Annotated in this window: 20 protein-coding genes; 11 read left to right on the top strand and 9 right to left on the bottom strand. The window is 74.0% G+C overall.

All coding sequences use genetic code 11. From position 1 onward, the window contains the following. The first annotated feature begins 204 nt into the window (after positions 1-204). From FGE12_RS15085 to recA, 8 genes are all read left to right on the top strand, one after another. On the top strand, positions 205-939 hold the full coding sequence (locus FGE12_RS15085) for an energy transducer TonB (RefSeq protein ID WP_153867172.1): 735 nt from the start codon (positions 205-207) through the stop codon (positions 937-939). 117 nt (positions 940-1,056) lie between these two features. Beyond that, entirely contained in the window at positions 1,057-1,716 is a 660-nt protein-coding gene (locus FGE12_RS15080) for a MotA/TolQ/ExbB proton channel family protein (protein ID WP_153867171.1), read from the top strand. A gap of 116 nt (positions 1,717-1,832) precedes the next feature. Then, entirely contained in the window at positions 1,833-2,252 is a 420-nt protein-coding gene (locus tag FGE12_RS15075; protein ID WP_153867170.1) for a biopolymer transporter ExbD, read from the top strand. Continuing rightward, the gene (locus tag FGE12_RS15070; RefSeq protein WP_370459012.1) at positions 2,249-2,755 is read left to right on the top strand and encodes an ExbD/TolR family protein; all 507 of its coding nucleotides are present in this window, start codon (positions 2,249-2,251) and stop codon (positions 2,753-2,755) included. The genes FGE12_RS15075 and FGE12_RS15070 overlap by 4 nt, the downstream gene beginning before the upstream one ends. A 54-nt stretch (positions 2,756-2,809) precedes the next feature. After that, positions 2,810-3,433: a DUF2378 family protein gene (locus FGE12_RS15065; RefSeq protein WP_153867168.1), complete on the top strand. Its 624-nt coding sequence runs from the start codon at positions 2,810-2,812 to the stop codon at positions 3,431-3,433. A 197-nt stretch (positions 3,434-3,630) separates the two neighbouring features. Further along, entirely contained in the window at positions 3,631-5,244 is a 1,614-nt protein-coding gene (locus FGE12_RS15060) for a YifB family Mg chelatase-like AAA ATPase (RefSeq protein WP_153867167.1), read from the top strand. Positions 5,245-5,409: 165 nt separating this feature from the next. Further along, positions 5,410-6,213 (top strand): 1-acyl-sn-glycerol-3-phosphate acyltransferase, encoded by an 804-nt coding sequence (locus FGE12_RS15055; RefSeq protein ID WP_153867166.1) that lies wholly within the window; start codon positions 5,410-5,412, stop codon positions 6,211-6,213. Positions 6,214-6,506: 293 nt separating this feature from the next. Then, the gene (gene recA / locus FGE12_RS15050; RefSeq protein ID WP_153867165.1) at positions 6,507-7,541 is read left to right on the top strand and encodes a recombinase RecA; all 1,035 of its coding nucleotides are present in this window, start codon (positions 6,507-6,509) and stop codon (positions 7,539-7,541) included. A 10-nt stretch (positions 7,542-7,551) separates the two neighbouring features. Here the strand turns inward: recA and FGE12_RS15045 are convergent, their stop codons facing one another. From FGE12_RS15045 to pssA, 4 genes are all read right to left on the bottom strand, one after another. Next, positions 7,552-8,034: a DUF1285 domain-containing protein gene (locus FGE12_RS15045; RefSeq protein ID WP_370458989.1), complete on the bottom strand. Its 483-nt coding sequence runs from the start codon at positions 8,032-8,034 to the stop codon at positions 7,552-7,554. A 54-nt stretch (positions 8,035-8,088) separates the two neighbouring features. Beyond that, a complete protein-coding gene (locus FGE12_RS15040) occupies positions 8,089-9,435 on the bottom strand; it encodes a hypothetical protein (RefSeq protein WP_153867164.1) in 1,347 nt (448 codons plus the stop codon). Continuing rightward, a complete protein-coding gene (locus FGE12_RS15035; RefSeq protein WP_153867163.1) occupies positions 9,432-10,691 on the bottom strand; it encodes a competence/damage-inducible protein A in 1,260 nt (419 codons plus the stop codon). Before FGE12_RS15035 ends, FGE12_RS15040 begins: the two co-directional genes overlap by 4 nt. A gap of 70 nt (positions 10,692-10,761) precedes the next feature. Then, positions 10,762-11,616 carry a CDP-diacylglycerol--serine O-phosphatidyltransferase gene (pssA, locus tag FGE12_RS15030; protein WP_153867162.1) on the bottom strand — a complete coding sequence of 285 codons (855 nt, stop codon included), beginning with the start codon at positions 11,614-11,616 and terminating at the stop codon, positions 10,762-10,764. A 102-nt stretch (positions 11,617-11,718) separates the two neighbouring features. Between pssA and FGE12_RS15025 the strand changes: the two genes are divergently transcribed. Further along, a complete protein-coding gene (locus tag FGE12_RS15025; protein WP_153867161.1) occupies positions 11,719-12,873 on the top strand; it encodes an alpha/beta fold hydrolase in 1,155 nt (384 codons plus the stop codon). Here FGE12_RS15025 and FGE12_RS15020 read toward each other — a convergent pair. Continuing rightward, complete coding sequence (locus FGE12_RS15020; RefSeq protein WP_153867160.1) at positions 12,831-14,276, bottom strand: hypothetical protein; 1,446 nt, start codon at positions 14,274-14,276, stop codon at positions 12,831-12,833. The genes FGE12_RS15025 and FGE12_RS15020 overlap by 43 nt on opposite strands. A 307-nt stretch (positions 14,277-14,583) precedes the next feature. On the opposite strand from FGE12_RS15020, the gene FGE12_RS15015 reads away from it, so the two are divergent. Next, the gene (locus FGE12_RS15015) at positions 14,584-14,853 is read left to right on the top strand and encodes an HU family DNA-binding protein (protein ID WP_153867159.1); all 270 of its coding nucleotides are present in this window, start codon (positions 14,584-14,586) and stop codon (positions 14,851-14,853) included. Positions 14,854-14,895: 42 nt separating this feature from the next. On the opposite strand, the gene FGE12_RS30955 is transcribed toward FGE12_RS15015, so the two are convergent. Beyond that, positions 14,896-15,516 carry a M23 family metallopeptidase gene (locus FGE12_RS30955; protein WP_194797899.1) on the bottom strand — a complete coding sequence of 207 codons (621 nt, stop codon included), beginning with the start codon at positions 15,514-15,516 and terminating at the stop codon, positions 14,896-14,898. Positions 15,517-15,564: 48 nt separating this feature from the next. Beyond that, complete coding sequence (gene ltaE, locus FGE12_RS15005; protein ID WP_153867158.1) at positions 15,565-16,596, bottom strand: low-specificity L-threonine aldolase; 1,032 nt, start codon at positions 16,594-16,596, stop codon at positions 15,565-15,567. A 121-nt stretch (positions 16,597-16,717) separates the two neighbouring features. Here ltaE and nth point away from each other — a divergent pair, with 121 nt between their 5' ends. After that, positions 16,718-17,374: an endonuclease III gene (nth, locus tag FGE12_RS15000; protein ID WP_370458987.1), complete on the top strand. Its 657-nt coding sequence runs from the start codon at positions 16,718-16,720 to the stop codon at positions 17,372-17,374. Between the two features lie 7 nt (positions 17,375-17,381). Here nth and def read toward each other — a convergent pair whose 3' ends face one another. Further along, the gene (def, locus tag FGE12_RS14995) at positions 17,382-17,903 is read right to left on the bottom strand and encodes a peptide deformylase (RefSeq protein WP_153867157.1); all 522 of its coding nucleotides are present in this window, start codon (positions 17,901-17,903) and stop codon (positions 17,382-17,384) included. 34 nt (positions 17,904-17,937) lie between these two features. Next, complete coding sequence (locus FGE12_RS14990) at positions 17,938-22,734, bottom strand: DUF4388 domain-containing protein (protein ID WP_153867156.1); 4,797 nt, start codon at positions 22,732-22,734, stop codon at positions 17,938-17,940. Positions 22,735-22,743 lie beyond the last annotated feature (9 nt).

The raw sequence follows: 22,743 nt of genomic DNA, 5'->3' as shown, positions 1-22,743 counted from the left end.
TACACAGGGCGCGCAAAATAGCGGACAGGGCATCCTTGTCAATAGACCGTTGCTTTTTGGTGACCCTTGGGGCATTGGCGCGTGCCGCGGATCAGGCGAGCGATCAGTATGCTTGAACCCGACCCTCGTTTCTGTATGGTAGCGCGCCTTTTTTGAACCTGGATGGGCGTGGTCGGTCTCTGTGGTCCCAAGGAGTGACGCCTCATGTTCGACTCTGTCCTCGGCCGCGGTGTTGGACCGAAGTCTCGGTTCGGCACCGGAGCAGTTCTATCGGTCCTGCTCCACGTGGGCCTCGTGGCCCTCGCGCTCTGGCTCTCCACCCGCACTCCGGAAGCGGAAGAGGGCGACGTGGAGGTGACCTTCAAGCAGGCAATGGCTCCTCCGCCGCCTCCGCCTCCGCCGCCCCCGCCGGCGTCCCACTCCTCCACTACCAAGAAGAAGCCGACGAAGAAGCCGGACACCATCGTCAAGCCGAAGGAGATCCCCACCGAGAAGCCGCCCGAGACCGAGCCCCAGGAGGAGGAGTCCTCCCAGGAGGAGGAGGTCGAGGGGGGCGTGGAGGGCGGTGTCGAGGGCGGCGTGGTCGGCGGCGTCGTCGGTGGCGTGGTGGGTGGTGTGCTCGGCGGCCAGCTGGGCGGAACCGGCACGGACGTGCTGCCCTTCGGCCAGGGCATGACCCGCCCGACGAAGATCTCGGGACGCAACATCCAGTACACCCAGGAGGCCCTGGTTGCCCGCGTCGAGGGCGTGATGATCGTGAAGTGCATCATCACCGTCGAGGGCAAGCTGGAGAAGTGCCGCATCATCAAGCCGCTGCCCCACATGGAGGCGGCCGTGCTCGACTCGCTCTACAGCACCCGCTACACGCCGGTCCTCTACCAGGGCAAGCCCACGGCGGTGGACTACACGTTCACCATCCAGCTGAAGCTGCCCCGCTAACGCCGTCTCCCGGGGCCCCGGTGACGGGGCCCCGCTCTCCCCTGCCCGTCGTCTTCCGTCTTCAGCAGCCGCCCCAGAAGCTCTCACCCGCGCTCGAGGAGGAGCGCTCTCCCAACCATGCAATTCACTCTCTCTGATCTGTGGGCCCACATGGGCCTCTTCGCGCGGATGGTCGTCTGTGTCATGGCGGTCATGTCGCTGTCGTCCCTCATCGTGATGGCCGAGCGCATGGTGGTCTTCCGCAAGACCCGCCGGGACAGCCGCACCTTCGCCGCCAAGATGGGCGCCATCCTCTCCAAGGGCGACCTGAACACGGCCGCCAACACCAACCTGGGCAAGGACGTGGGCCACCTGGGCCGCGTGATCAACGCCGGCCTCACCGCCTACAAGGGCACCCGCGGCGAGGCGCAGGTGGAGAGCGTGGCGCGCGCGCTCGAGCGCCAGGCGCAGCGCGAGGTGCAGAGCCTCAAGCGCGGCCTCGGCCTGCTCGCCACCGTGGGCTCCACGGCGCCGTTCGTGGGTCTGCTCGGCACCACGATGGGCATCGTGAACGCGTTCCAGCTCATGGCGGCCGCGGGCTCGGGCGGTCTGGGCACCATCTCGGCCGGTATCGCCGAGGCGCTCGTGACCACCGCGTTCGGTCTGCTCGTGGCGATCCCCGCCGTGATGGCGTACAACTTCCTCCAGGGCTGGGTGGACGCGCGCGCGGTGGACATCAGCGAGTCCTCCAACGAGTTCCTGGACGTGGTGGCCCGCCAGGCCGGCGCTTCTCACTAATCTCCGGCTCGGTCCCACCCCCCAAGGCCCGTTTCCGCCGCGCGTAGAGGGGCCCTCGAGCAGCACGCGAGGGCCCCTGCGGTCGGGCGGGCCTTTTTCAGGAAGCAGGTGCAACAATGGCAATGTCAGCAGGCGGTAAGGGGGGCGTCAAAAGCGAGATCAACGTCACGCCGCTGGTGGACGTGGTGCTCGTGCTCCTCATCATCTTCATGGTCGTGACGCCGATGCTCCAGCGCGGCAAGTCCGTGGAGCTGCCGAAGGCGGAGAAGGAGAAGGGCGAGGAGAAGCACAAGGATGCCGACCCCGTCGTGCTCTCCATCACCGCGCAGAAGGAGATCTACGTGGAGGACGACCTGATGCCGGACGCGAGCCGGCTGCAGGAGGCCCTGCGCGTGAAGATCGCCACCGATCCGACCGAGCAGCTGCTCCTGAAGGGTGACTCCACCCTGCAGGTGGGCGACGTGCGCAAGGTGATGGAGAGCGCGCGCAAGGCCCAGTTCAAGAGCATCAAGCTCGCCGTGCAGGAGAAGAAATAACCATGCACAAGCGCAGAAGCATGGCGGCCATCCAGGGCCGGCCCAACTCGGACATCAACGTCACGCCGCTCGTGGACGTGGTGCTCGTGCTCCTCATCATCTTCATGGTGGTGACGCCGCTGCTCGAGAAGGACATCGACGTGCGCGTGCCCGAGACCGAGGACGTGCAGGACCAGTCCGAGGTGCCGCAGGGCCAGCTGGTGGTCGAGATCGACGCGCAGGGCAACTACAAGCTCAACGCGGAGACCATCCCGGCGGACCAGTACCTCGAGCGGATGCGCCGCGTGCTCGCGGCGAAGACGAAGCTTGAGGACAAGGTCGTCTTCTTCCTCGCCGACGACAAGGCCAACTACGGCAAGCTCATCGCGGCGCTGGACATGACGCGCCAGGCGGACCCCAAGGTCACGCTGGGCATGGCCACCGAGGAGCCGACCGCTCCCGCGCCGGGCGCCGACCCGAACGCGCCGCCGCCGCCGGCCCCGCCCACTCCGGGCAGCCCGTAGGCAGCAGCCCGCAGTCCGTTTCACCCCAGGAGCTCGCTCGGCTAGATTGCACCCATGGCCGACGAGCTCCTGGTGTTTGAGCAGACCCTCGAGGCCCTCTTCCTGCGGGGGCTCCAGGGGCGCATGGACGCCCGCTGCAAGGCGCGCCTGCGCCAGGCCGGCCTGGACCTGGACCAGAAGCTGCGGCCGGCCTACCCCATCAACGCCTGGATGGCCTTCCTGCGCATCGCCGCGGAGGAGCTCTTCCCCGAGCTCAGCGTGGACGAGGGCTGCCGGCAGCTGGGCCGGGCCCACATCGCGGGCTACCGCGACACCATGCTGGGGCGCGCGGTGCTCTCGCTCCTGCGCGTGCTGGGGCCCCGCCGCGCACTCGCGCGCGCCACGCAGAACTTCCGCTCGGGCAACAACTACACCGAGAGCCGGCTCGTGGAGCGCGGCCCCCGCTCCTTCGAGCTGTGGATGAACGAGGTGGGCGCCTACCCGGGCTTCACCGCCGGCATCATCGAGGCGGGCCTGGAGGTCGCCGGGGCGAGCCAGGTCCACATCGAGGCCACCGAGCACGACGGGCACGCCTGCACCTACCGCATCAGCTGGAGCGAGGCCTCGGCGTCTCCGGGGCTGCGCGGCAGCGGCGCCTCCCGGTCCTCGCGGAGGTCCGGGGCGGTCAGCACGCGCTAGCAGGCGCAGCCACGGCCCTCCCCGTTCTCGCGGCCTGAGAGCCCCGCTGGCGCACGCACGCCGCTCCGGCCTCCTGGACCCCTCCCCCACCCCTCCGGACGCCATGGCGGAGCGCCTGGGAGGCCGGGCCCCGGGTACGGCGCTTGCTCTGTCCCGGTCCCCGACGCAAGGCGGCGGCGGGAGCGGGAGGGGGACGGATGCTGGCGAGGGTGCGCAGCGGAGCGTTGGTCGGCATCGACGCGGTTGTGGTGGACTGCGAGGTCGACATGGCGCTGGGCCTGCCCTACTTCAACGTGGTGGGGCTTCCGGATGGCGCCGCCCGCGAGTCCAAGGTCCGGGTGGTCTCGGCCCTGAAGAACTCGGGCTACGACCTGCCGCAGAAGCGCATCACGGTGAACCTCGCCCCGGCGGACATCCGCAAGGAGGGCGCCGCGTTCGAGCTGCCCATCGCGCTCGGGGTCCTCGCGGCCGCGCGCCTCCTGGACGAGGAGCCGCTCGCGACCCTCCTCTTCGGGGGGGAGCTCTCGCTGGACGGCGCGGTGAAGCCCATCCGGGGCGTGCTGCCGCTCGCGGTCGCCGCGCGCGACGGCGGATACCACGGCGTGATGGTTCCCGCGGCGAACGCCGCCGAGGCGGCGCTCGTGGAGGGGCTGCACGTCTACCCGGTGCGCCACCTGCGCGAGGCGGTGGAGCACCTGGCGGGCACGGCGCCCCTCCCGCGCTTCGTGCGGGGCGCCCCCGAGGCCCGCGCGAGCCCCCCGCCGACCCAGCCCGACATGTCCGAGGTGCGTGGCCAGCCGGACGTGAAGCTCGCGCTGGAGCTCGCGGCCGCCGGGGGCCACAACGTGCTGATGAGCGGCCCTCCGGGCTCGGGCAAGACCATGCTCGCGCGGCGCCTGCCCGGCATCCTCCCCGCCATGACCTTCGGCGAGGCGCTGGAGGTGACGAAGATCTACTCGGTGCTCGGCCTGCTGGCCGAGGACCAGGGGCTGCTTCGCGAGCGCCCCTTCCGCTCGCCGCACCACACCATCTCGGATGCGGGCCTCGTGGGCGGCGGGCCCACGACCCGGCCCGGCGAGCTCTCGCTCGCCCACCACGGCGTGCTCTTCCTCGACGAGCTGCCCGAGTTCCGCAAGAACGTGCTCGAGGTGCTGCGCCAGCCGCTCGAAGAGGGCGTCATCCACCTCGCCCGCGCGAGCCAGCACCTCACCTACCCCTGCCGGGTGATGCTCGTGGCCGCGATGAACCCCTGCCCCTGCGGCTTCCACGGTGTGCCGGAGCGCGTGTGCCGCTGCAAGGAGTCGAAGGTCGACGAGTACAAGGCACGCGTGAGCGGCCCGCTGCTCGACCGCGTGGACATGACCCTGCAGACGCGGCCGGTGGGTGTGTCCGACCTCTACCGGCTGAGCGCCTACGACCTGCCCTCGAGCCACTACCGCGCGCGCGTGGAGGAGGCGCGCGAGCGCCAGCGGGTGCGCTTCCGCGACGAGCCCGGCGTGCACTGCAATGCCCAGATGACGCCCCGCCTGCTGCGCACGCACTGCCGGATGAGCGCAAAGGCGGAGCGCCAGCTCGCCCACAACGTGAAGAGCCTCGGCCTCTCCGCGCGCGCCCACGACCGCATCCTCAAGATTGCGCGCTCGCGCGCCGACCTCGAAGGGCACGAGCGCATCGAGGAAAAGGACATGCACCTCGCGCTCAGCTGCCGGGTGCTCGACCGCAGGCCCGGGGACCGGGACAAGCCGAAGAGCGCGAGCGCCGAGGCGCAGGCCCACAACTGGGACGAGACGGTGGGCGCGAGCGGCCATTAGGAGGCGCGCTGCGTCACGGCGGGCCCTTCCTGCCTGGTCGTCATGCAGGCGTGAGGCGCGGCAGGTGTGGGCGTGGCGCGGTGTTCCGATGACAGGCCACCCCTGCTTCGGCCACACTGCCGCGCTCCATTTTCTGGCCCCCGGGCCCGAGCCCCTCCGAGCCCCATGACGCTCCTCCTCGCCCCGCTCCACCTGCTGCAGCTCGTCTTCCTCGCCCTGTGGAGCGTGTTCTGGATCACCCTCTCCGGGGTGGCCGGCCTGCTCACGCTCAACAAGGACGTGCCCCTGGCGATGGCGCGGCGCTGCTGGGCCTCGATGCACTGGCGCATCACCGGCTCGAGCCTGAGCGTGGAGCCGCTGCCGGACGTGGACTGGAGCAAGCCCCACATCTTCGTGATGAACCATCAGTCGATGATGGATATCCCCTGCGCCTTCGCGGCCATCCCCGCCAACATCCGCTTCGTCGCGAAGCACACGCTCAAGTACGTGCCCTTCCTCGGCTGGTACATGGCGCTCACGGGAATGATCTTCGTGAACCGCTCGGACCGCCGCAAGGCGATGGCGAGCCTCACGCTCGCCGGCGAGCGCATCCGCGCGGGCGCCAACATCCTCGCCTTCCCGGAGGGCACGCGCTCGAAGGACGGCCGCATCCTGCCCTTCAAGAAGGGGCCCTTCCTGCTCGCGCTCGAAGCGAAGGTGCCCATCATCCCCGTGGCGATCGACGGCACCGGCCAGGTGCTGCCCGCGGGCAGCTTCCGGCTGCGCCGCAGCGCCATCCGCATGAAGCTGGGCCGTCCCATCGAGACGGCCCACCGCGCGCGCTCCGAGCGCGATGCGCTGCTGGTGGAGGTGCGCGACGCGCTCATCCAGCTGCAGAAGGACATCGGCGGCGCGGGCGGGGTGCCCGAGGCGATCGCCGACGCGGGCACCGAGGGGCGCCCCGCGCGGTCCCTGCAGCGCGCGGGCTGAGCGCAGCCCGGTCCTCCCACCCCTCGGCGCTCCGGACGCGGGCCTCCCGCTGCGCGCGGCGCTGCGCCCCTGGAGAGGGTGCCTCGCGTTCCCGCGCCTCTCGGCCATCGAGAGACACGGCTGTCGCTCCCGCGTGCCGGACGCTGCGCGTCCTCTCGGACGCCTGCGCCGCTCCGGCTCGCTCTCGCGCGTGCGCGGCACGTGCGTTGCTCAGTCTCCTCTCCGGACGCGCGCGGGCCACTTCCGGCCTGCCAGCGCGAGCCCCGGTGCGTGGGCGAGGGAGGGAGGCTGCGATGAGCAAGCTGACGGAGAAGCTGAAGGCGGTGGCGGCGGCGGTGGCGGCGATCGAGAAGCAGTTCGGCAAGGGTGCGGTGATGCCCCTGGGCGGCGAGGCGCGCGAGCAGCGCATCGCGGTCATCCCCTCCGGCTCGGTGGGCATCGACCGCGCGCTGGGCGTGGGGGGCTATCCGCGCGGGCGGGTGGTGGAGATCTTCGGCAACGAGTCGAGCGGGAAGACCACCCTCACCCTGCACGCGATCGCGCAGGTGCAGTCGCAGGGCGGGGTGGCGGCGTTCATCGACGCGGAGCACGCCCTGGACGTGAACTACGCGCGCAAGCTCGGGGTGCGCGTGGAGGAGCTGCTCATCTCCCAGCCCGACACGGGCGAGCAGGCGCTCGAGATCACCGAGCAGCTGGTGCGCTCGGGGGCGGTGGACCTCATCGTGGTGGACTCGGTGGCCGCGCTGGTCCCGCGCGCCGAGATCGAGGGCGAGATGGGGGACGCGCACATGGGCGTGCAGGCGCGCCTCATGAGCCAGGCGCTGCGCAAGCTCACCGGCGCGGTGAGCCGCTCGGGCACCTGCATCATCTTCATCAACCAGATCCGCATGAAGATCGGCGTGATGTTCGGCAACCCGGAGACCACCACGGGCGGCAATGCGCTCAAGTTCTACTCCTCGGTGCGCATGGAGATCCGCCGCACGGGCAACCTCAAGGAGGGCGAGAGCGTCATCGGCACGCGCACGCGGGTGAAGGTGGTGAAGAACAAGGTCGCCCCACCCTTCCACGAGGCCGAGTTCGACCTGCTCTACGGCACCGGCATCCACCGCGCGGGCGAGGTGCTGGACCTGGCCGTGCAGGCCGGCCGGGTGGACAAGTCCGGCAGCCACTTCAGCCTCAAGGGCGAGCGCATCGGGCAGGGCCGCGAGCGCGCGAGCGAGTGGCTGCGGGAGCACCCCGAGGCGCTCGAGGCGCTCGCCGCGGAGCTGCTGGGCGCTGCGCCGCAGGCAGCGGCCCCCACCCCGGCGGCGCTTGAGGAGGCGGCCTGAGGCGGGGCCGCTAGCGCAGGGCGTCCGGGGGGACCGGCAGCCAGGCCTCCCCCGCCCGCAGCCCCAGCGCGCCGTCCGGCCCCTCCTCGAGGAGGAGGCCGAGCTGGTACTGCGCATCGCGCGAGAAGCGGGCCCGCGCCTGGCCGCCCTTCACCCGGCAGGTGAGCACGCCGTCCGCGCCGGGGGCGAGCGACTCCGGCGCGAGCGCCTCGGCGGTGCGGTCGCTCAGGCGCACCGAGACCCGCCCGTCGCCGGTGACGTCCACGGCGCGCACCTCGAAGGCCGCGTCCTCCACCTGCACCACGCACCAGTCCTGCCCGATGCGCAGCACGTAGCGGCCCGTCTCGTCGAGGCCGAGCGAGGTGTTGAAGAGCTCGACGATGCGCGGGTGCTCGATGGGCTCGTCGTCGTGCCACCAGCGCAGGGCGCGATCCAGCCGGATGCCGCTGTCCTCGCGCGTGTGCCAGCGCTTGCCTGGAGAAGGGGTGTCCACGCCCCTTTAGTGCGCAGCAAGGGCGGCCCCGTCAAGCGCGGCCCGCCCCGGGCGCTACCAGTTGCGCATCAGCTCGGTGTACCCCCGGAAGGCCACCGCCCCCCAGAAGTTCACCACCACCCCCAGCAGGAGCAGCGCGAGCACGCCCGGCTTGCGCAGGCTCCAGCCGCCCGCGGCGAGGAGCAGCAGGAGGTAGGGCGTGTAGTCGAGGCTGAAGCGGAAGCCGAACTGCATGTAGCCCGTGTTCTGGTACAGCAGCCCCGGCAGCGCGCACGCGGCCACGCTGAGCCACAGCGGCAGCTGCAGGCGCGCGCGCTCGCGCGGCACCACGAGCAGGACGAGCAGCGGCAGCGTGAGCAGGAGGCTCAGGCCCCGCGGGTCGTAGCCCAGGCGCAGCGGCTGCAGCGAGAGGCGCGGCAGCAGCAGGAAGGCCGCCTCCAGGTTGCGCGGCAGGTAGTGCAGGTCGAAGAGGCCGAAGCGGTCGATGTCCGCGTTGACGCGGTTGTTGTAGAGGAATGCGTGGCCGAACTCGCCCACCCGCCCGAAGCGGTAGGCGTTGTAGGCCGCCGCGAGGAGCGCGAGCGGCGCCGCACCGGCCGCGAAGAGCCCGAGCGGGCGCAGCGCCGCGCGCAGCCGCTCCCCCAGCCGCCCCAGCTGCGCGCGCCGGGCCGGCCCCGGCAGCAGTGCCTCGAGCACGAAGAAGAGGCCGGTGAAGACGAGCGGCGTGCGCGTGAGCGTGGCCATGGAGAAGAGCAGCCCGGCGAGCAGCGGGCGGCGCGCGCCCACCGCGCAGCGCAGGTAGAGGCAGGTGAGCGCCACCCCCATCACCTCGGCGCTGAACCACACCTCGCCGCGCAGCGCGCAATAGAAGAAGAGCGTGCCGAAGCCCAGCACGAGCGCGAGCGCGGCGCTCTCCCCGGGCGAGCGCCGCAGCTCTCCCTGGCGCGCGAGCGCGCGCAGGAGCCCGCAGAAGAGCGCGAGCGCCAGCGCCCCCACGAAGACGCCGAAGGAGGTGTCGTTGAACTGGTAGCCGTGCAGCGCCACGAAGGGCAGCATCACCACGGCGGGGAAGGACGGGAAGCTCACGTACCAGCGGTCCGTGGCGCGCACCGGCCCCTCGCAGCGCACCTTGTGCCCCTGCACCTCGCGCACGCAGGCCCAGTCCTCGAGGTTCGGCAGCACGGCGGGGTCCACGTCCAGCCGGCCCTCGAGCCAGGCCTGCGCCTGGTACACGAAGTGCGGCGCCGCGCTCTGGCGCAGGAAGCGCTGGGCGCTGAAGCAGGCGAGCGCCACGTACGCGAACGCGAAGACGAGCAGCTCGATGCGGTGGGCGTGCACCCAGCGGCGCAGCGGCGGGGCGCGGGTCGGAGCGGCCGGGGCGGCCGGAGCGGGTGAGTTCATGGCGTGGAGGACAGCAGGTGCTGGCGCAGCAGCTCGAGGGTGGCGCTCGCCGCGAAGAGGCGCACGCGCTCGCGGCCGCCGGCGAAGTGGCGGCGCTCGCAGCGCAGCAGCCCCGCGGGGCCCGCGAGCGCGCAGTAGACCGTGCCCACGGGGTTCTCCGGGGTGCCGCCGCCGGGCCCCGCGAAGCCGGTGACCGCGAGCCCGTAGTCCGCACCCGCCTGGGCGCGCACGCCCGAGGCCAGCGCCTCGGCCACCTCGCGGCTCACCGCGCCGTGCGCCGCGAGCAGCGAGGGCGCGACGCTCGCCCAGGTGGACTTCATCGCCTCCGCGTACACCACCGCGCCGCCGAGGAAGACGCGGCTCGCACCGGACACGTCCGTGAGCTGCGCGCTGATCAGCCCGCCCGTGCAGCTCTCGGCCACGGCGAGCGTGCGCCCTGCGTCCGCGAGCCGGCGCACGAGCGCCTGCGCGTAGTCCTCCGCGTCCGCCGCGTACACCGCGCTGCCCAGCACCGCGCGCGCGGCGGCCTCGGCCTCGGCGAGCGCCGCTTCCGCCTCCGCCTGGCTCGGCGCCTCGGCCATCAGCTTCAGGTGGTTCTCGGGCGCCTCGGTGCGAAACCCGAAGACGACCCGCGGGTGGGCCTGGGCGAGCGGCGCCACCGCGGCATCCAGGTGGCTCTCCGGCAGCCCCACCGTGCGCAGCAGGCGGAAGGCCCGGTGGGTGCGGCCCGGCTGCGCCTGCACTTGCGCGCGCAGCCGCGGCAGCACCTCGCCGTCCACCAGCGCCCGGTACTCGCGCGGCACGCCGGGCACGAAGTAGAAGCGGCAGGCGCCGAGCTGCAGGATGAACATGGGCGCGGTGCCCACGGGGTTGAGCACCACCTCGGCGCCCGCGGGCACCTGCGCGGGGCGCGCGTTGTTGGGGGTGAAGGCGGTGCCCCGGCGCGCGAAGCGCTCGCGGATGGCGGCGAGCGCGCGCGCGTCCTCCACCAGCTCGACGCCCGCCGCGCGCGCCGCGCACTCGGCCGTGAAGTCGTCCGCCGTGGGCCCCAGCCCCCCGGACACCAGCACCGCGTCCGCGCGCGCGGCCGCCTCCTGAAGCGCGCGGGTGATGTCCTCGCGCACGTCCCCGACCAGCGTCACGCGCTGCACCTTCACGCCCAGGTCGAAGAGGCGCGCCTCGAAGTAGGGGCTGTTGGTGTCGGCGATGAGGCCGGTGACGAGCTCGTCACCGGTGCACACAAGCTCCACGCGCATGGCGCGGCATCCTAGCGGCAAGCGCCGGCGGAGCCAGGGGAAGCTCGGGAGCGGGGCCCGGGAGCGTGGGCTAGAGGAAGTCCTCGTCCTCGTCGTCCGGGTCCTCGTCCTCGCCGTCGTCGGCGTCGTCCGCGAGCAGGGCCGCGGCGCCGCCGGCCGCCGCCCCGCCCGCCATGCGGCGCGAGACGAGGTGGCTGCGCAGCAGGAAGATGGACTCGATGAGCCCCAGCGCGAGGTACGTGGAGAAGTACGCGACGAGCACGTAGGCCGGGTGCAGCTGCGTGGCGATCACCAGCCCGCCGCCCAGCACCAGCATGAACACCATGGCCGAGGTGCGGCTGAGGCGCAGGTCCTTGAAGGTGCGGTAGCGCACCGTGGACACCATCAGCAGCGAGAGCGCGCCCACGGCGACCGCGATGGGCACGCGCGCGCCGGTGCTCAGCACGTCGCCGCGCGCGGCGTGGTGCGCGATGACGAGCGAGATGAGCACGCCGGCGGCGAGCGGAATGGGCAGCCCCACGAAGAAGCGGCCGCCGCCGCCCGACGGCGCGCGCTGGGCGATCACGTTGAAGCGCGCGAGGCGCAGCGCGCCGCAGGCGAGGAAGGCGAAGGAGAGGAACAGCCCCACGAAGCCCAGGGGCGCGAGCGCCCACTTGTACACCAGCATGGCAGGCGCGGCCCCGAACGAGACCACGTCCGCCAGGCTGTCGAGCTCCATGCCGAACTGGCTCTGCGTGCGGGTGAGGCGCGCGACGCGGCCGTCGAACCCGTCGAAGAAGATGGCGAAGAAGATGGCCAGCGCCGCCTGGTAGAGGTGCACCGGCGTGGGCTCGCCCGCGCACAGCGTGAGGGCATAGAAGCCACAGAAGATGGACGTCACCGTGAACAGGTTGGGCAGGACGAACATCAGTTTGCGCAGCTTCATCTCGCTCCTGCTCTCCTGTGGACGCGGGGGAGCCGCGCCGGTACCGGGCGCAAGCCTGAACCGAGCATAACAAGCTTTTATTTGTCCGGGTTGGGAGGGGCGATGACGTGGGCGCAGGCGGAGCGGTGGGCGATGTGGGGGACCGTGGCGCTCGCCGCGCTCGCCCTGCTCAACGTGCTCTGGGTGCTCGGGGTGCGCCGCTACTACCGGCTGCGGGGGCCGGCGCCCGAGCTGCTGCGCGCCGTGTGCGCGGACGGCTGGGAGCTGGCGGTGTACGTGCGGCGCGCCGCGGTGCGCCGCTTCGAGGAACCCGTGCTGCTGTGCCACGGGCTTGCGGCCAACCGCTACACCTTCGACTTCGAGCCGCCCTACTCCGTCGCCCACGCGCTCAACGAGGCGGGCTTCGACTGCTACAGCGTGGAGTGGCGCGGCACCGGAGGCTCACGCCGGCCGCCGCGCGGCCGGCGCGCCACGGACTTCAGCGTGGACGATCACATCCTGCAGGACGGCCCGGCGCTGCTCGCCCTCGCGCTCGCGCAGAGCGGCGCCCGCGAGGCCTTCTGGCTCGGCCACTCGCTCGGGGGACTGGTGGGCTACGGCGTGGCCCAGGGGCCCGAGGGCGCGCGGCTCAAGGGGCTGCTCGCCCTGGGTGCGCCCGTGTACTTCCAGTACCGGCCCTTCCTGCAGGCGCTGGTGGGGCTGGGGGTGCGCGCCGCGTGGCCGCGCCGGCTGCGGCACGAGTGGACGAGCGTGGGGCTCGCTCCCTTCCTGGGCTACGTGCCGCTGCCGCTCTCGGACCTGGTGGTCAACCCGCGCCACATCCCGCCGCGGGTCCAGCGCCAGGTGTACGCGAACATGGTGGCCTCGGTGAGCCGCCGCGTGCTGGTGCAGTTCCACGACTGGATCCGCCACGACGCCTTCCGCTCCTTCGATCGCCGCGTGGACTGGCGCGCGGGCATCGCCGGGCTGCGCCTCCCGCTGCTGGTGATGGGAGGCAGCGCGGACCGGCTGGCGCCGCCCGAGTCCGTGCGCGCCCAGTACGCGCTGGCCGGCTCCGAGGACAAGACGCTGCACGTGTTCGGGCGCGACCGCGGCGACCGCATGGACTACGGGCACGGCGACCTCATCTTCGGCGAGGGCGCGCCGCTCGAGGTGTACCCGCTCATGTGCGGGTGGCTGCAGGCGCGCGCCACCCCGCGCGCGCAGGAAGAGGCTCAGGGCGCGTCCGTGCGCACGCAGGCGGCCCCCAGCGCGTAGTCGCGCGGCGAGATGCCGAAGCCCACGCGCGCGCGCACCCCGTCCGCGCAGTCGGCCCACAGCAGCTCGGAGGTGCCCGGGGCGCTCACCACCTCGAGCCCGGCCTCGGCCTGGCGCAGCAGCGCTACGGCGGGCGCTGCCCCCTGCTGCACCTTCACCCCGCGCAGTGCGAGCTGCGCCCTGCCCTCGGCGAGCACGCCTCCGGTCTGACAGCGCTCGAGCTCCAGGTCCCGCACCTTCACGTGGGCGCGCTGCGCGGCGAGCAGCCCGATGCCGGCGGCCACGCGCACGCGCAACGTCCGTAGCTCCGACTCCCCCCGGCGCAGGTGCACCGCGTCGCCCAGATCGGGATCGTCCGCGCGTGTGCGCACGATGGTGCCCTCGGCGGCGAAGAGGCGCCCCGAATCCAGCATCAGACCGGAGGCAGCCGAGTCCTGCAGGCCGAAGCGGCGCAGCCGCACGTCCGACTCCAGCAGCTGCACCGCGCCGAAGGTCCCCGCGCCCAGCACCTGGATGTCCTGCAGGTCGCCTCGGCTCGCCACCAGCGCGAGCCCCGCGAGGTGGGCGCCCACGGAGGAAAAGCCCCGCGCGATCACGATCCCTCCGCGTGCGCCCTGCAGCCCGTACTCGTGCCCCACCACGATGACGTCCGCGAGCTCCAGGGTGCCGCTGGACACGAAGAAGCCGGGGCCCCAGCCGCCCGCCACCGCCGCGCGGCGCAGCTCCACCCGGCCCCCGCGCTGGTGCACCGCCGTCCCAGGACCCACCACGCGCAGCGTGTCCAAGTGGACCTCGGCCTGGTCGGAGACTTCCACCCCCCGGCGCAGCGCGCCCAGGAGAACGAGCTCGCGGAGCTGCGCCTGCACCGCTCCCCCGAGCGCGAGCCCGATCGGCCTCACCCGCTCCCTGCGCGCGGCCGCATCCGCGGCTGCGCGCACCTGCAGCTGCTCGACCATCAGCCGCCCCGCCTGCACCTGCACGCCTCCGAGGCGCCCGTCCACGAGGGTCACGTCCCGGAGGGTGACCTCGCCCGCAGCGCGCACGCCCCACTCCCCGCCCTCCACCGTCAGGTGCTCGAGCGCGCCACCCGACGGCAGCTCTACGCCCCCCTCCAGCACCACCCCGGCCCCGGTGCCCCGTAGCCGCGCCCCGGCAGGCAGGGTCAGCGGCCCCGGATAGCGGCCAGCCCCCAGCGTCACCTGCACGCCAGGCCCCCGGGCGAGCGCCTCCTGCAGGCTCGCGAGCGGACGCAGCTTCGTCCCGTCTCCGCCAGGCGAAGCGTGGACGTCCACCCACAGCGGCGCGCCCTGTGAGGCGACCGGGTCCATGGAGCCTGCGCCCCGGCAGGCGAGCAGCAGGAGCCACGACAGCAGGAGGGCGCGGGAACGGAGGCGGTGGAGCACCCCGCCACCCTAGCCCGGCGCACCCCCACCGGGGCGCGGCCGATCAGCCGCGGCCGCCAAGCGATCGAAATAACACGAGTTTTTTATTTCACGCGATCGGACGCCCCGCTGACTGCTGGGCAAGCGGGTGCGAGGGATTGTTTCGAAGCGATCAGTTCTTCTCTCTAGAGCAGCTGTGACAGACGTCAATTTTCGTCTCCGGGGCCGAAAAATCGGCCTCGGGCGCGGATGGAGCATTGACGGCGATAACGGCGATTTGTTACCAACCGCGAGCTTTCGCACATTCGACGCATCCCCGGAGGGGTGAATGACCAAGGCAGAGCTCGTGGAGGCGGTGGCGGCGCAGTCGAAGCTGACGAAGAAGAACGCGTCGGAGATCCTGGACATCGTCTTCGCCAACATCGGCAAGGCGGTGAAGAAGGACTCGCGCTTCAGCTACCCGGGCTTCGGGACGTGGTCGCTGCGCAGCCGCAAGGCGCGCAAGATCCGCAACCCCCAGACCAACGAGATGATGAAGCTCAAGGCCTCGAAGACCATCGGCTTCCGGCCGGCCAAGGAGCTGAAGCAGACGCTGTAGTGCCGGCGAGCGCTCGAGCGAGCGCCGCGCGAGGACTCCGCGTCAGAGGGGGCGTCGTCCGGAAGGGCGGCGCCCTTCGCGCGTCTGGGCTCCGGCGAGCGGCAGGCCCAGCACCCGCAGCGGGTCCAGCGCGTGCCCCGCGCGCCACAGCTCGAAGTGCAGGTGCGGGCCGGTGGACAGGCCCGTGCTGCCCACGAGCCCCAGCACGACGCCGGCCTCGAGCACCATGCCGGGCTCCACGAGGATGCGCGAGAGGTGGCCGTAGCGCGAGTGCAGGCCGTCCGGGTGCAGCACCTCCACCTGCAGCCCGTAGCCGCCGCACCAGCCGGCGCTGAGCACCACCCCCTCGGCCGCGGTGGCCACCAGCGTCCCCTCGCGGGCGGCGAGGTCCAGGCCCTCGTGGGCGCGCAGGGTGCCGGTGATGGGATGCAGCCGCTGGCCGAAGAGGCTGGTCACCGCGACGGGGGCGACGGGCCACTCGAGCACGAGCGGGGGCGGAGGGGGCCTCGGCGCGGGGCGCGGCGGGGCCGGCGGCGGCACCGGGGCCTCGGGACGCGCGTACAGCTCCGCGAAGCTCAGCTTCGGCGCAGGAGCACTCGCGCAGCCCGCGAGGGCCGCACCGAGCGAGAGGAGGGAGAGCGGGAGGAGGGCACGGCGGCGCACGGCGCGCCCGAGGCTAGCACGCGCCTGCCCGGCCCCCTATCCCACCCCCTAGCCGGCCAGGACCGTGCGCACGCGGGTCACGGCCTCGTCGATGTCCGCCCGGCTCAGGTCCAGGTGGCAGACGAGGCGCACCGCGCCCGGGCGCACGCCGGCGGTGTTCGAGTGCACCCCCGCGCGGCCGAGCCGGGCCACCGCCTCGTCCGCGGGCATGGGGAAGTCCGCGACGACCATGTTGGTCTCCACCGCGCCGGCGTCCACCGTCACTCCCGGTACCTCGGCGAGGCGCGCGGCGAGGTGGCGCGCGTTGGAGTGGTCCTCGGCGAGGCGCGCCACGTGGTTCTCGAGGGCGTACAGGGCCGCCGCGGCGAGCACGCCCGCCTGGCGCATGCCACCGCCCAGCCGCTTGCGCAGCCGGCGCCCCTCCTCCACGAAGGCGCGCGAGCCGGCGAGCGCCGAGCCCACGGGGGCGCCCAGGCCCTTGGAGAAGCACACCGAGGTGCTGTCGGTGAGGCGCGCCCACTCGGCGGCGGGCTGCCCCGCAGCGACCTCGGCGTTGAAGAGGCGGGCGCCGTCCAGGTGCACCCTGAGGCGCGCGCCCCGCGCCACCTCCACCACCTGGCGGAAGAGCGCGAGGGGCCACACGCGGCCGCCGCCGCGGTTGTGGGTGTTCTCGAGCGAGAGCAGCCGGGTGCGCGGGTAGTGGATGTTCTCGGGCCGCACGGCGGCGCGCACCTGCTCGGGGGTGAGCAGGCCGCGGTCTCCGGGGAGGCCCGCCGGCTGCACGCCCCAGAGCGCCGGCACCGCCGCGCCCTCGTAGTGGATGATGTGGCTGCCGGCCTCGGTGAGGACCTCCTCGCCCTGGCGGCAGTGCAGGCCGATGGCGATCTGGTTCGCCATGGTGCCGGAGGGGACGAAGAGCGCGGCCTCGTGGCCGAGCCGCGCGGCCACGGCCTCCTCGAGCCTGCGCACGGTGGGGTCCTCGCCGTACACGTCGTCGCCCACCTCGGCCTCGGCCATGGCGCGGCGCATGGCGGCGGTGGGGCGGGTGACGGTGTCGGAGCGGAAGTCGATGGAGCGCATGGGCGGGAGACCTCGGGGAGTGAAGGCCGGTGGCCGGCAGGGAGGCCCTTCATAGGCGAGGGGCCCTGTGACATACAGCGGACTCGCGGCGGGGCTTCCGCCCGGGGAGGTCTTTCGAGCAGTGGCGCGCGAGAGCAGGGCGGCCCGGGCCGAGCGGGCGCAGCGCATCCTCACGCTGCTGGGCGAGGCGATGCCGGACGCGCGCATCGAGCTGGACCACCGCTCGCCCTACGAGCTGCTGGTGGCGGTCATCCTCAGCGCGCAGTGCACGGACCGGCGGGTGAACATGGTCACCCCTGCCCTCTTCCGCCGCTTCCCGGACGCGCGCTCGCTCGCGCAGGCGGACGAGGCCGAGGTGCGGCCCTTCATCCAGTCGCTGGGGCTCTACCGCGCGAAGGCGAAGAACCTGGTGGCGGCGGCGCGGCAGCTCGTGGCCGAGCACGGGGGCGAGGTGCCGGTGCGCCGCGCCCCGCTCGCGCTGCTGCCCGGCGTGGGCAACAAGACGGCCGGCGTGGTGAGCATGCACATCGGCGGGGACGTGGCCTTCCCGGTGGACACGCACGTGAAGCGGCTCGCGCAGCGCATGGACCTCACGCGCGAGGAGGCGCCGGACAAGGTGGAGCGCGACCTGCAGGCGCTGCTTCCCCCGGAGCGCTGGGTGCTCGGCCACCAGCTGCTGGTGTGGCACGGGCGGCGCACCTGCTTCGCGCGCGCGCCCGCCTGCGAGCGCTGCCCCGTGCGCGCGCTGTGCCCGCGCCGCGGCGTCGAGAAGGCCTGAAGCGGCCTCAGGTGCCGGTGCGCGGCTCGCGCTCGGCCTGGCGGCGCTTCATGCGGCGGCGGATGAGCTCGCGCTTGAGCACCGAGACGTGGTCCACGAAGACGATGCCGTCCAGGTGGTCCAGCTCGTGCTGCACCGCGACCGAGAGCAGCCCCTCGCAGCGCACGCTCTGCTCCTGCCCCTGCAGGTCGAGGTAGCGCACGGTGACGACGGCGGCGCGCGCCACGTCCTCGACCTCGCCGGGGAGCGAGAGACAACCCTCCGCGTACACCTGCTCGCCCTCCTCGGCGACGATGACCGGGTTCACCATGGCGAGCGGCTGCAGGTGCGGCTGGCGCGAGGTGGTGTCCAGCACGAGCACCCGCTCGAGCACGCCCACCTGGGTGGCGGCGAGCCCCACGCCCTCGGCGGCGTACATGGTCTCGAAGAGGTCCTCGACGAGGGCGCGCACGCGCGCGTCCACGTGGAGCACCGGGGCAGCCTTCTGCTTCAGCAGGGGATGGGGCCAGAGGAGGATGTCGCGGCGCATGGCGGGGCGCCTTCTACCACGTCAGGCCCGCACGTCAGTCCAGCAGGTTGCGCGCGTACTCCTGACGCAGCCGGTCATCTCCGAGGGCGCGCGCTGCCTCGGCGAGCAGGCTGCGGATCTGGTGCGCCCGCTGCTGCAGGCTCACGTCCGGGTGGCCGGCGAAGCGCAGGGGGTGGAACTCCTCGGCGAGCTGGGCGTAGGCGCGCCGCACCTCCTCGCCGCCCGCCGAGCGCGGCAGGCCGAGCACGGTGAAGTAGTCCGCGTCCTGCACCTCCTCGAACTTGGCCTCGAGTCGCTGCACGTCCAGCTCGGCCGGCGTGGGGACGGCCTCCTCGTCCGCCGTCCCGGGCTCCGCGGGGCGCAGGGCGAAGAGGCCCAGGGCGTGCGCCACCGCGAGCGCCTTGAGGGCGACGTCCTGGGGCAGCCCCGCCGCGCGCAGCAGCGCCTCGAGGGTGCGCTCGGCGTCGGGGCGGGCGCCGTCGATGCGCTCGAGCAGGGCGCGCTCGCGCGGCGGCAGGCCAAAGGCCTCGGGAGCGGGGCTGCCCGGGCGCGGCTCGGCCACGGCGCGCAGGCCGCCAGCCTCGGCGAGCAGCGCATCGGCGGCGAGCGCGTTGCGCAGCGCCTCGGCGAGCAGGTGCAGCAGCGGGCGGGGCGCCGCCGCAGGGGCGACCTCGGGAGGAGGCGCGGCCACCGCGAGGCGGTAGTGCACGTGGGGCTCGGAGAGCGCGTCGAGCGCCACCTGCTCGGTGTAGCGCTGGGCGAGCGGCACCACCTCGGAGTCGCGCAGGTAGCCGCGCGCGCGCAGGGCCTCGAGCTGCGCACCCGGAGCCTGGGTGCGCACCCGGCGCAGCTCGGACTCCTGGCGCGCGTCGATGAGGCCGTCGCGCCGCGCGCGCTCGAGCAGCGTCTCGCCCGGGGCGGTGGACAGCGCCCCCACGAGCGCGCCCTCGCGCAGCCACAGCACGCGCTCCACCTCGGGGGCACGCAGGGTGAGCCGCACCTGCGCCCCCGCCTCGCACAGCTGGATGAGCAGGCGCGCGAGCGGTGCGCGCTCGAGCGTGCCCGTCGGCGCGAATTCCACGCCCACGCCCGCCACGCGCTCCAGCCTCAGCACCTTCGCGCCCGCGGGCGATGCGCCCGACTGCTGCAGCGCCTCGCGCTCGCGCTGCAGCTCCGCCTCCAGGCGCCGCGCCTCGTCCCGCGCGCTGCGCGCCTCGCGCTCGCGGGCCTCGGCCTCCGCGGCCTCGCGCTGCGCGCGCTCGAGCTCCCGGCGCGCGGCCTCCTGCGCGGCCTGGGCCTCCTGCTGCAGGTGCGCCGCCTCGGCCAGCACCGCCTCGCGCACCCGCTCCGCCTCGGCCTGGGCCGCGGCGAGCGCCTCGGCGCGCGCCGACTCCAGCGCCTCGCGCCCCTGCTGCTCGCGCTGCGCCTCGACGCTGGCCTGCGCCGCGCGCAGCTTCGCCTCGGCGTCGCGGCGCAGCGCCGCGAGCGCGGCCTTCAGGCGGGCGATCTCCTCCTGGGCGCGCGCGTCCGCGTCCGAGCGCGCCGCGGCCTCCTGCGCGGCGCGCGCCTCTGCCGCCGCGCGCCGGGCAGCCTCCTCGTCGGCCCGCTGCTGCAGTGCCTCGGCCTGCGCCCGCAGCGCGCGTGCCTCGTCCCCGCGCGCCTGCGCCGCGGCCTCCGCTGCGGCGCGCCCCGCCGTCTCCAGCGCGGCGCGCGCCTCCGCCTCCGCGCGCGCGGCCGCGGCGGCCTCTGCGCGCGCCTCGGCCTCCGCGCGGGCTGCCGCTGCCGCAGCGGCCCGGGCCTCCGCCTCGGCACGGGCCACGCGCTCAGCCTCCAGGCGCGCTGCGTGCTCCGTGGTGAGCCGCGCCTCGGACTCCTCGGCCCGGCGCAGGGAGTCCGCCCGGGCGGCTTCCGCGCGGGCCTCCGCCGCAGCGCGCAGCGCCCGCTCCGCCTCGGCCTCCGCGAGGGCGCGGGCCTCGCGCTCCGCCTGCTGCAGCCGCTGCTGCTGCTCGGCGTGCGCGTGCGCCTCCTGCAGCGCCCGCTCGCGCTCGGCCTGCGCGTCGGCCTCGAGCGCGGCGCTCTCCTGCTCAGTGCGCTCTTGCTCAGCGCGCGCCTCCTCGGCTCGAGCCTCCTCGGCCCGAGCCTCCTCGGCCCGAGCCTCTTCCTCGGCGCGGGCCTCGGCCTCTGCCTCGAGTGCACGCCGCTCCACCTCTTCCTGCAGCGCGCGCTCCGCCTCCGCGCGCGCCTCGGCCGCGGCCTGCAGCGCCTGCGCGTGCAGGGCGCGCGCGCCCACCTCGCGCTCCAGCTCCGCCTCGAGCGTCTGCTCGGTCCACGAGGCCTGCGTGCCGCCCGCGTCGAGCTCCTCGTGGCCAGGAGGCGCCTCGTGCGCGCTCTCCAGCGAAGAGGGCACGGCGGGCGCCGTGGGCCGCGCGAACAGCAGGGTCTTGCGGCCCACGCTGACCACGGAGGGAGGCATGGGCGCCGTGGGGCCTTCGCGCCCGGGAACGCCGCCAGCGTTGCCCCTCGGTGAGCGCCGGCGCTCGGCCCACACGTCTACGGAGGCGGGCATGCGCGCGGACTCGAAGTCGGGGCTCGACCCGAGCGGGGTCTCCGCGCGGAAGGCACCGGCCTGCGCTTCGGCGTCCAGTTCGTCCGCGGAGTGAGCGTCGTCACCGGATGCATCATCGGAGGCGAGCAACTCGTCCGCCGGCTCCGCGTGAGCCGCGGGGCCCGTCAAGGGCGCCGCGCCCTGCCCTTCCTCACCCTCGAGCGTTCCGGCGTCGGGCACGTATGCACCGTCCGGAGTACCCGGCACGGGCTCGAGGAAGCCACCCGTCGCGTCGTCGAGCGGCGCGAGCTCCTCACCGGATGCGCCGCCGTGCGCGTACAGCGAAGCGGCGTCGGCAGCGCCGTCACCCTCGAGCGCAGCGTACGCGCCCTCGCTCTCGAGTTCGCCGTGTGATGCGCTTCCCACTTCGTCGGCGAGCGCGTACTGCGGAGGTGCCGCAACTTCCGCCGCGTACTCTCCGTACGCGGCAGGCTCCGTAAGCCCCTCCGCGCCCGACGTGTATTCGCCATCGGAGACAGGCGCTCCGAGCGAAGGAGCTCCCGCCTCGTGGAGCCCGTAGGTTCCGGGCTCCGGGTCCGCCGGAGGTTCGGCCGCGTAGGCACCGTAGGCCTCGGGCTCCGGCTGCGCCGATGGGTCCGCGTACGCACCGTAGGCCGCAGACTCCGAGTGCGCGGATGGGTCCGCGTACGCACCGTGAGTCGCGGGCTCGGGGCTCGCCGATGGACCCGAGTACTCTCCGTCGGTCCCGGGCTCGTCGGGCATCGCGGAGGCTGGCGCGAGCTCGCCGTAGCGCCCCACGCCGACGGGCATCAGCCCCTCTGCCGTGAGCTCGCCCTCCGGCCCGGACGCCTCGTGTGTCGCGGGGGCGGAGTACTCCCCGTAGCGCCCGGCGTCTTCGTATGTCGCGGTGGCGGAGTGCTCGCCATCGGTCCCGGCGTGCTCGCTTGTCGCGCCGGCGTAGTCGCCGTAGGCCGCCAGCTCCGCTTGCACCGGGGCGGCTGCGAGCTCGCCGTAGGCCCCAGCATCTGCGGCTGTCGAAGCGTCTGCGAGCTCGCCATAGGCCCCCGCATTGCCATGCGTCGAAGGGGCCGCGTACTCGCCGTAGGCAGCGGCGTCCTCGTGCGTCGCGCCGGCATACGCTCCGTAGGCCGTCGCCTCTTCGTGCGCCGAGTGGGCCGTGGGCTCGCCGTAGCCGCCAGCGTCCGCGGGCTCCGGCGCCTCGTGCGCCGGGAGCTCCGCCGCCAACCCGCCGCCGTGCGGCGCCGGCGCTGCGGCGCTCCACCCCAGCCCGGACTCCTCCGCCTCGAGGGCGGCCCAGCGGCTGCGTGCGCCCGGCTCCTCGCGGACGGGCGGCATGCTCGGGAGCCCTTCAGGAGCAGCAGCCGCCGCAGGCTCCGGCTCGGCCGCCCAGGGCAGGTCGCCGTCCGCCGACGATGCGGCGGGAGCCGCCTCGAGGCCGCCACCGACCATGGGGCGCTGACCCTCGGCGAGCTCGCGCTGCATGCGGCGGGCGTGGGCCTCGCGGCGCACCTCGGCCTCGAGCGCGTCCAGGGCGTCCTCGTCCACGGCGGCCGCCGGAGCCGCACCGGCGCCCAGCAGGGAGTCGAGGCTCGCGAGCGCCTCGGCCTCCACCTCGTCGTGGGCGCGCGCGAGGGCGGCGTCGGCGACGGCGGCGGTCTGCGCCTCGCGCTGCCGGCGCACCTCCTCGCGCTCGGCGCCGCTGTCCGTCGCGGCGAGCTCCCAGTCAGCGGACTGCAGGGGGGCGAGGTCTCCGAAGAGGGCGTCGGCGAGCGCGGAGTGGCTGCTGCCCTCGGCGCCTCCCGCCGCCCCCAACGCCCACGGGTCCTGCGGCTGGGCGGGGAAGTAGGGAGCGCGCTCGGCCGAGGCGCGGTTCTCGATGACGTACCAGGCGTCCGCCTCGGTGGGCGAGCGCACGAGGGAGTCCACCTGCTGGAGGAAGGCGGGGCCGTCCAGGGGCAGCGGGGCCACGGGCGCGCCGTAGCCGGGGATGGGCTCGCCGAGCAGCAGCACGCGCGCGAGCCGGCCGTCCGGGTGCTGCGCGAGCTCGTCCAGCACCACGTGGCCGCGGCCGCTCTCCACCGAGGGCGCGAGCACCAGCAGGGCGGGCAGGTGGTGGCCGTAGGCGATGAGCGCGTCTGCGGCGGAGGTGGCGAGGATGACCTCGTGTCCCTCGCGCGCGAGGAGGCGGCGCACGGCGGCGATGGTGGCGATGTCGTCGTGGACGAGGAGGACCGGCGCGGCCATAGGGGGCTG

It is taken from the genome of Aggregicoccus sp. 17bor-14, from assembly GCF_009659535.1.
Lineage (GTDB): Bacteria > Myxococcota > Myxococcia > Myxococcales > Myxococcaceae > Aggregicoccus.
Note: the sequence above shows the minus strand (reverse complement) of the source record. Positions and strands in the feature narration are given on the sequence as shown.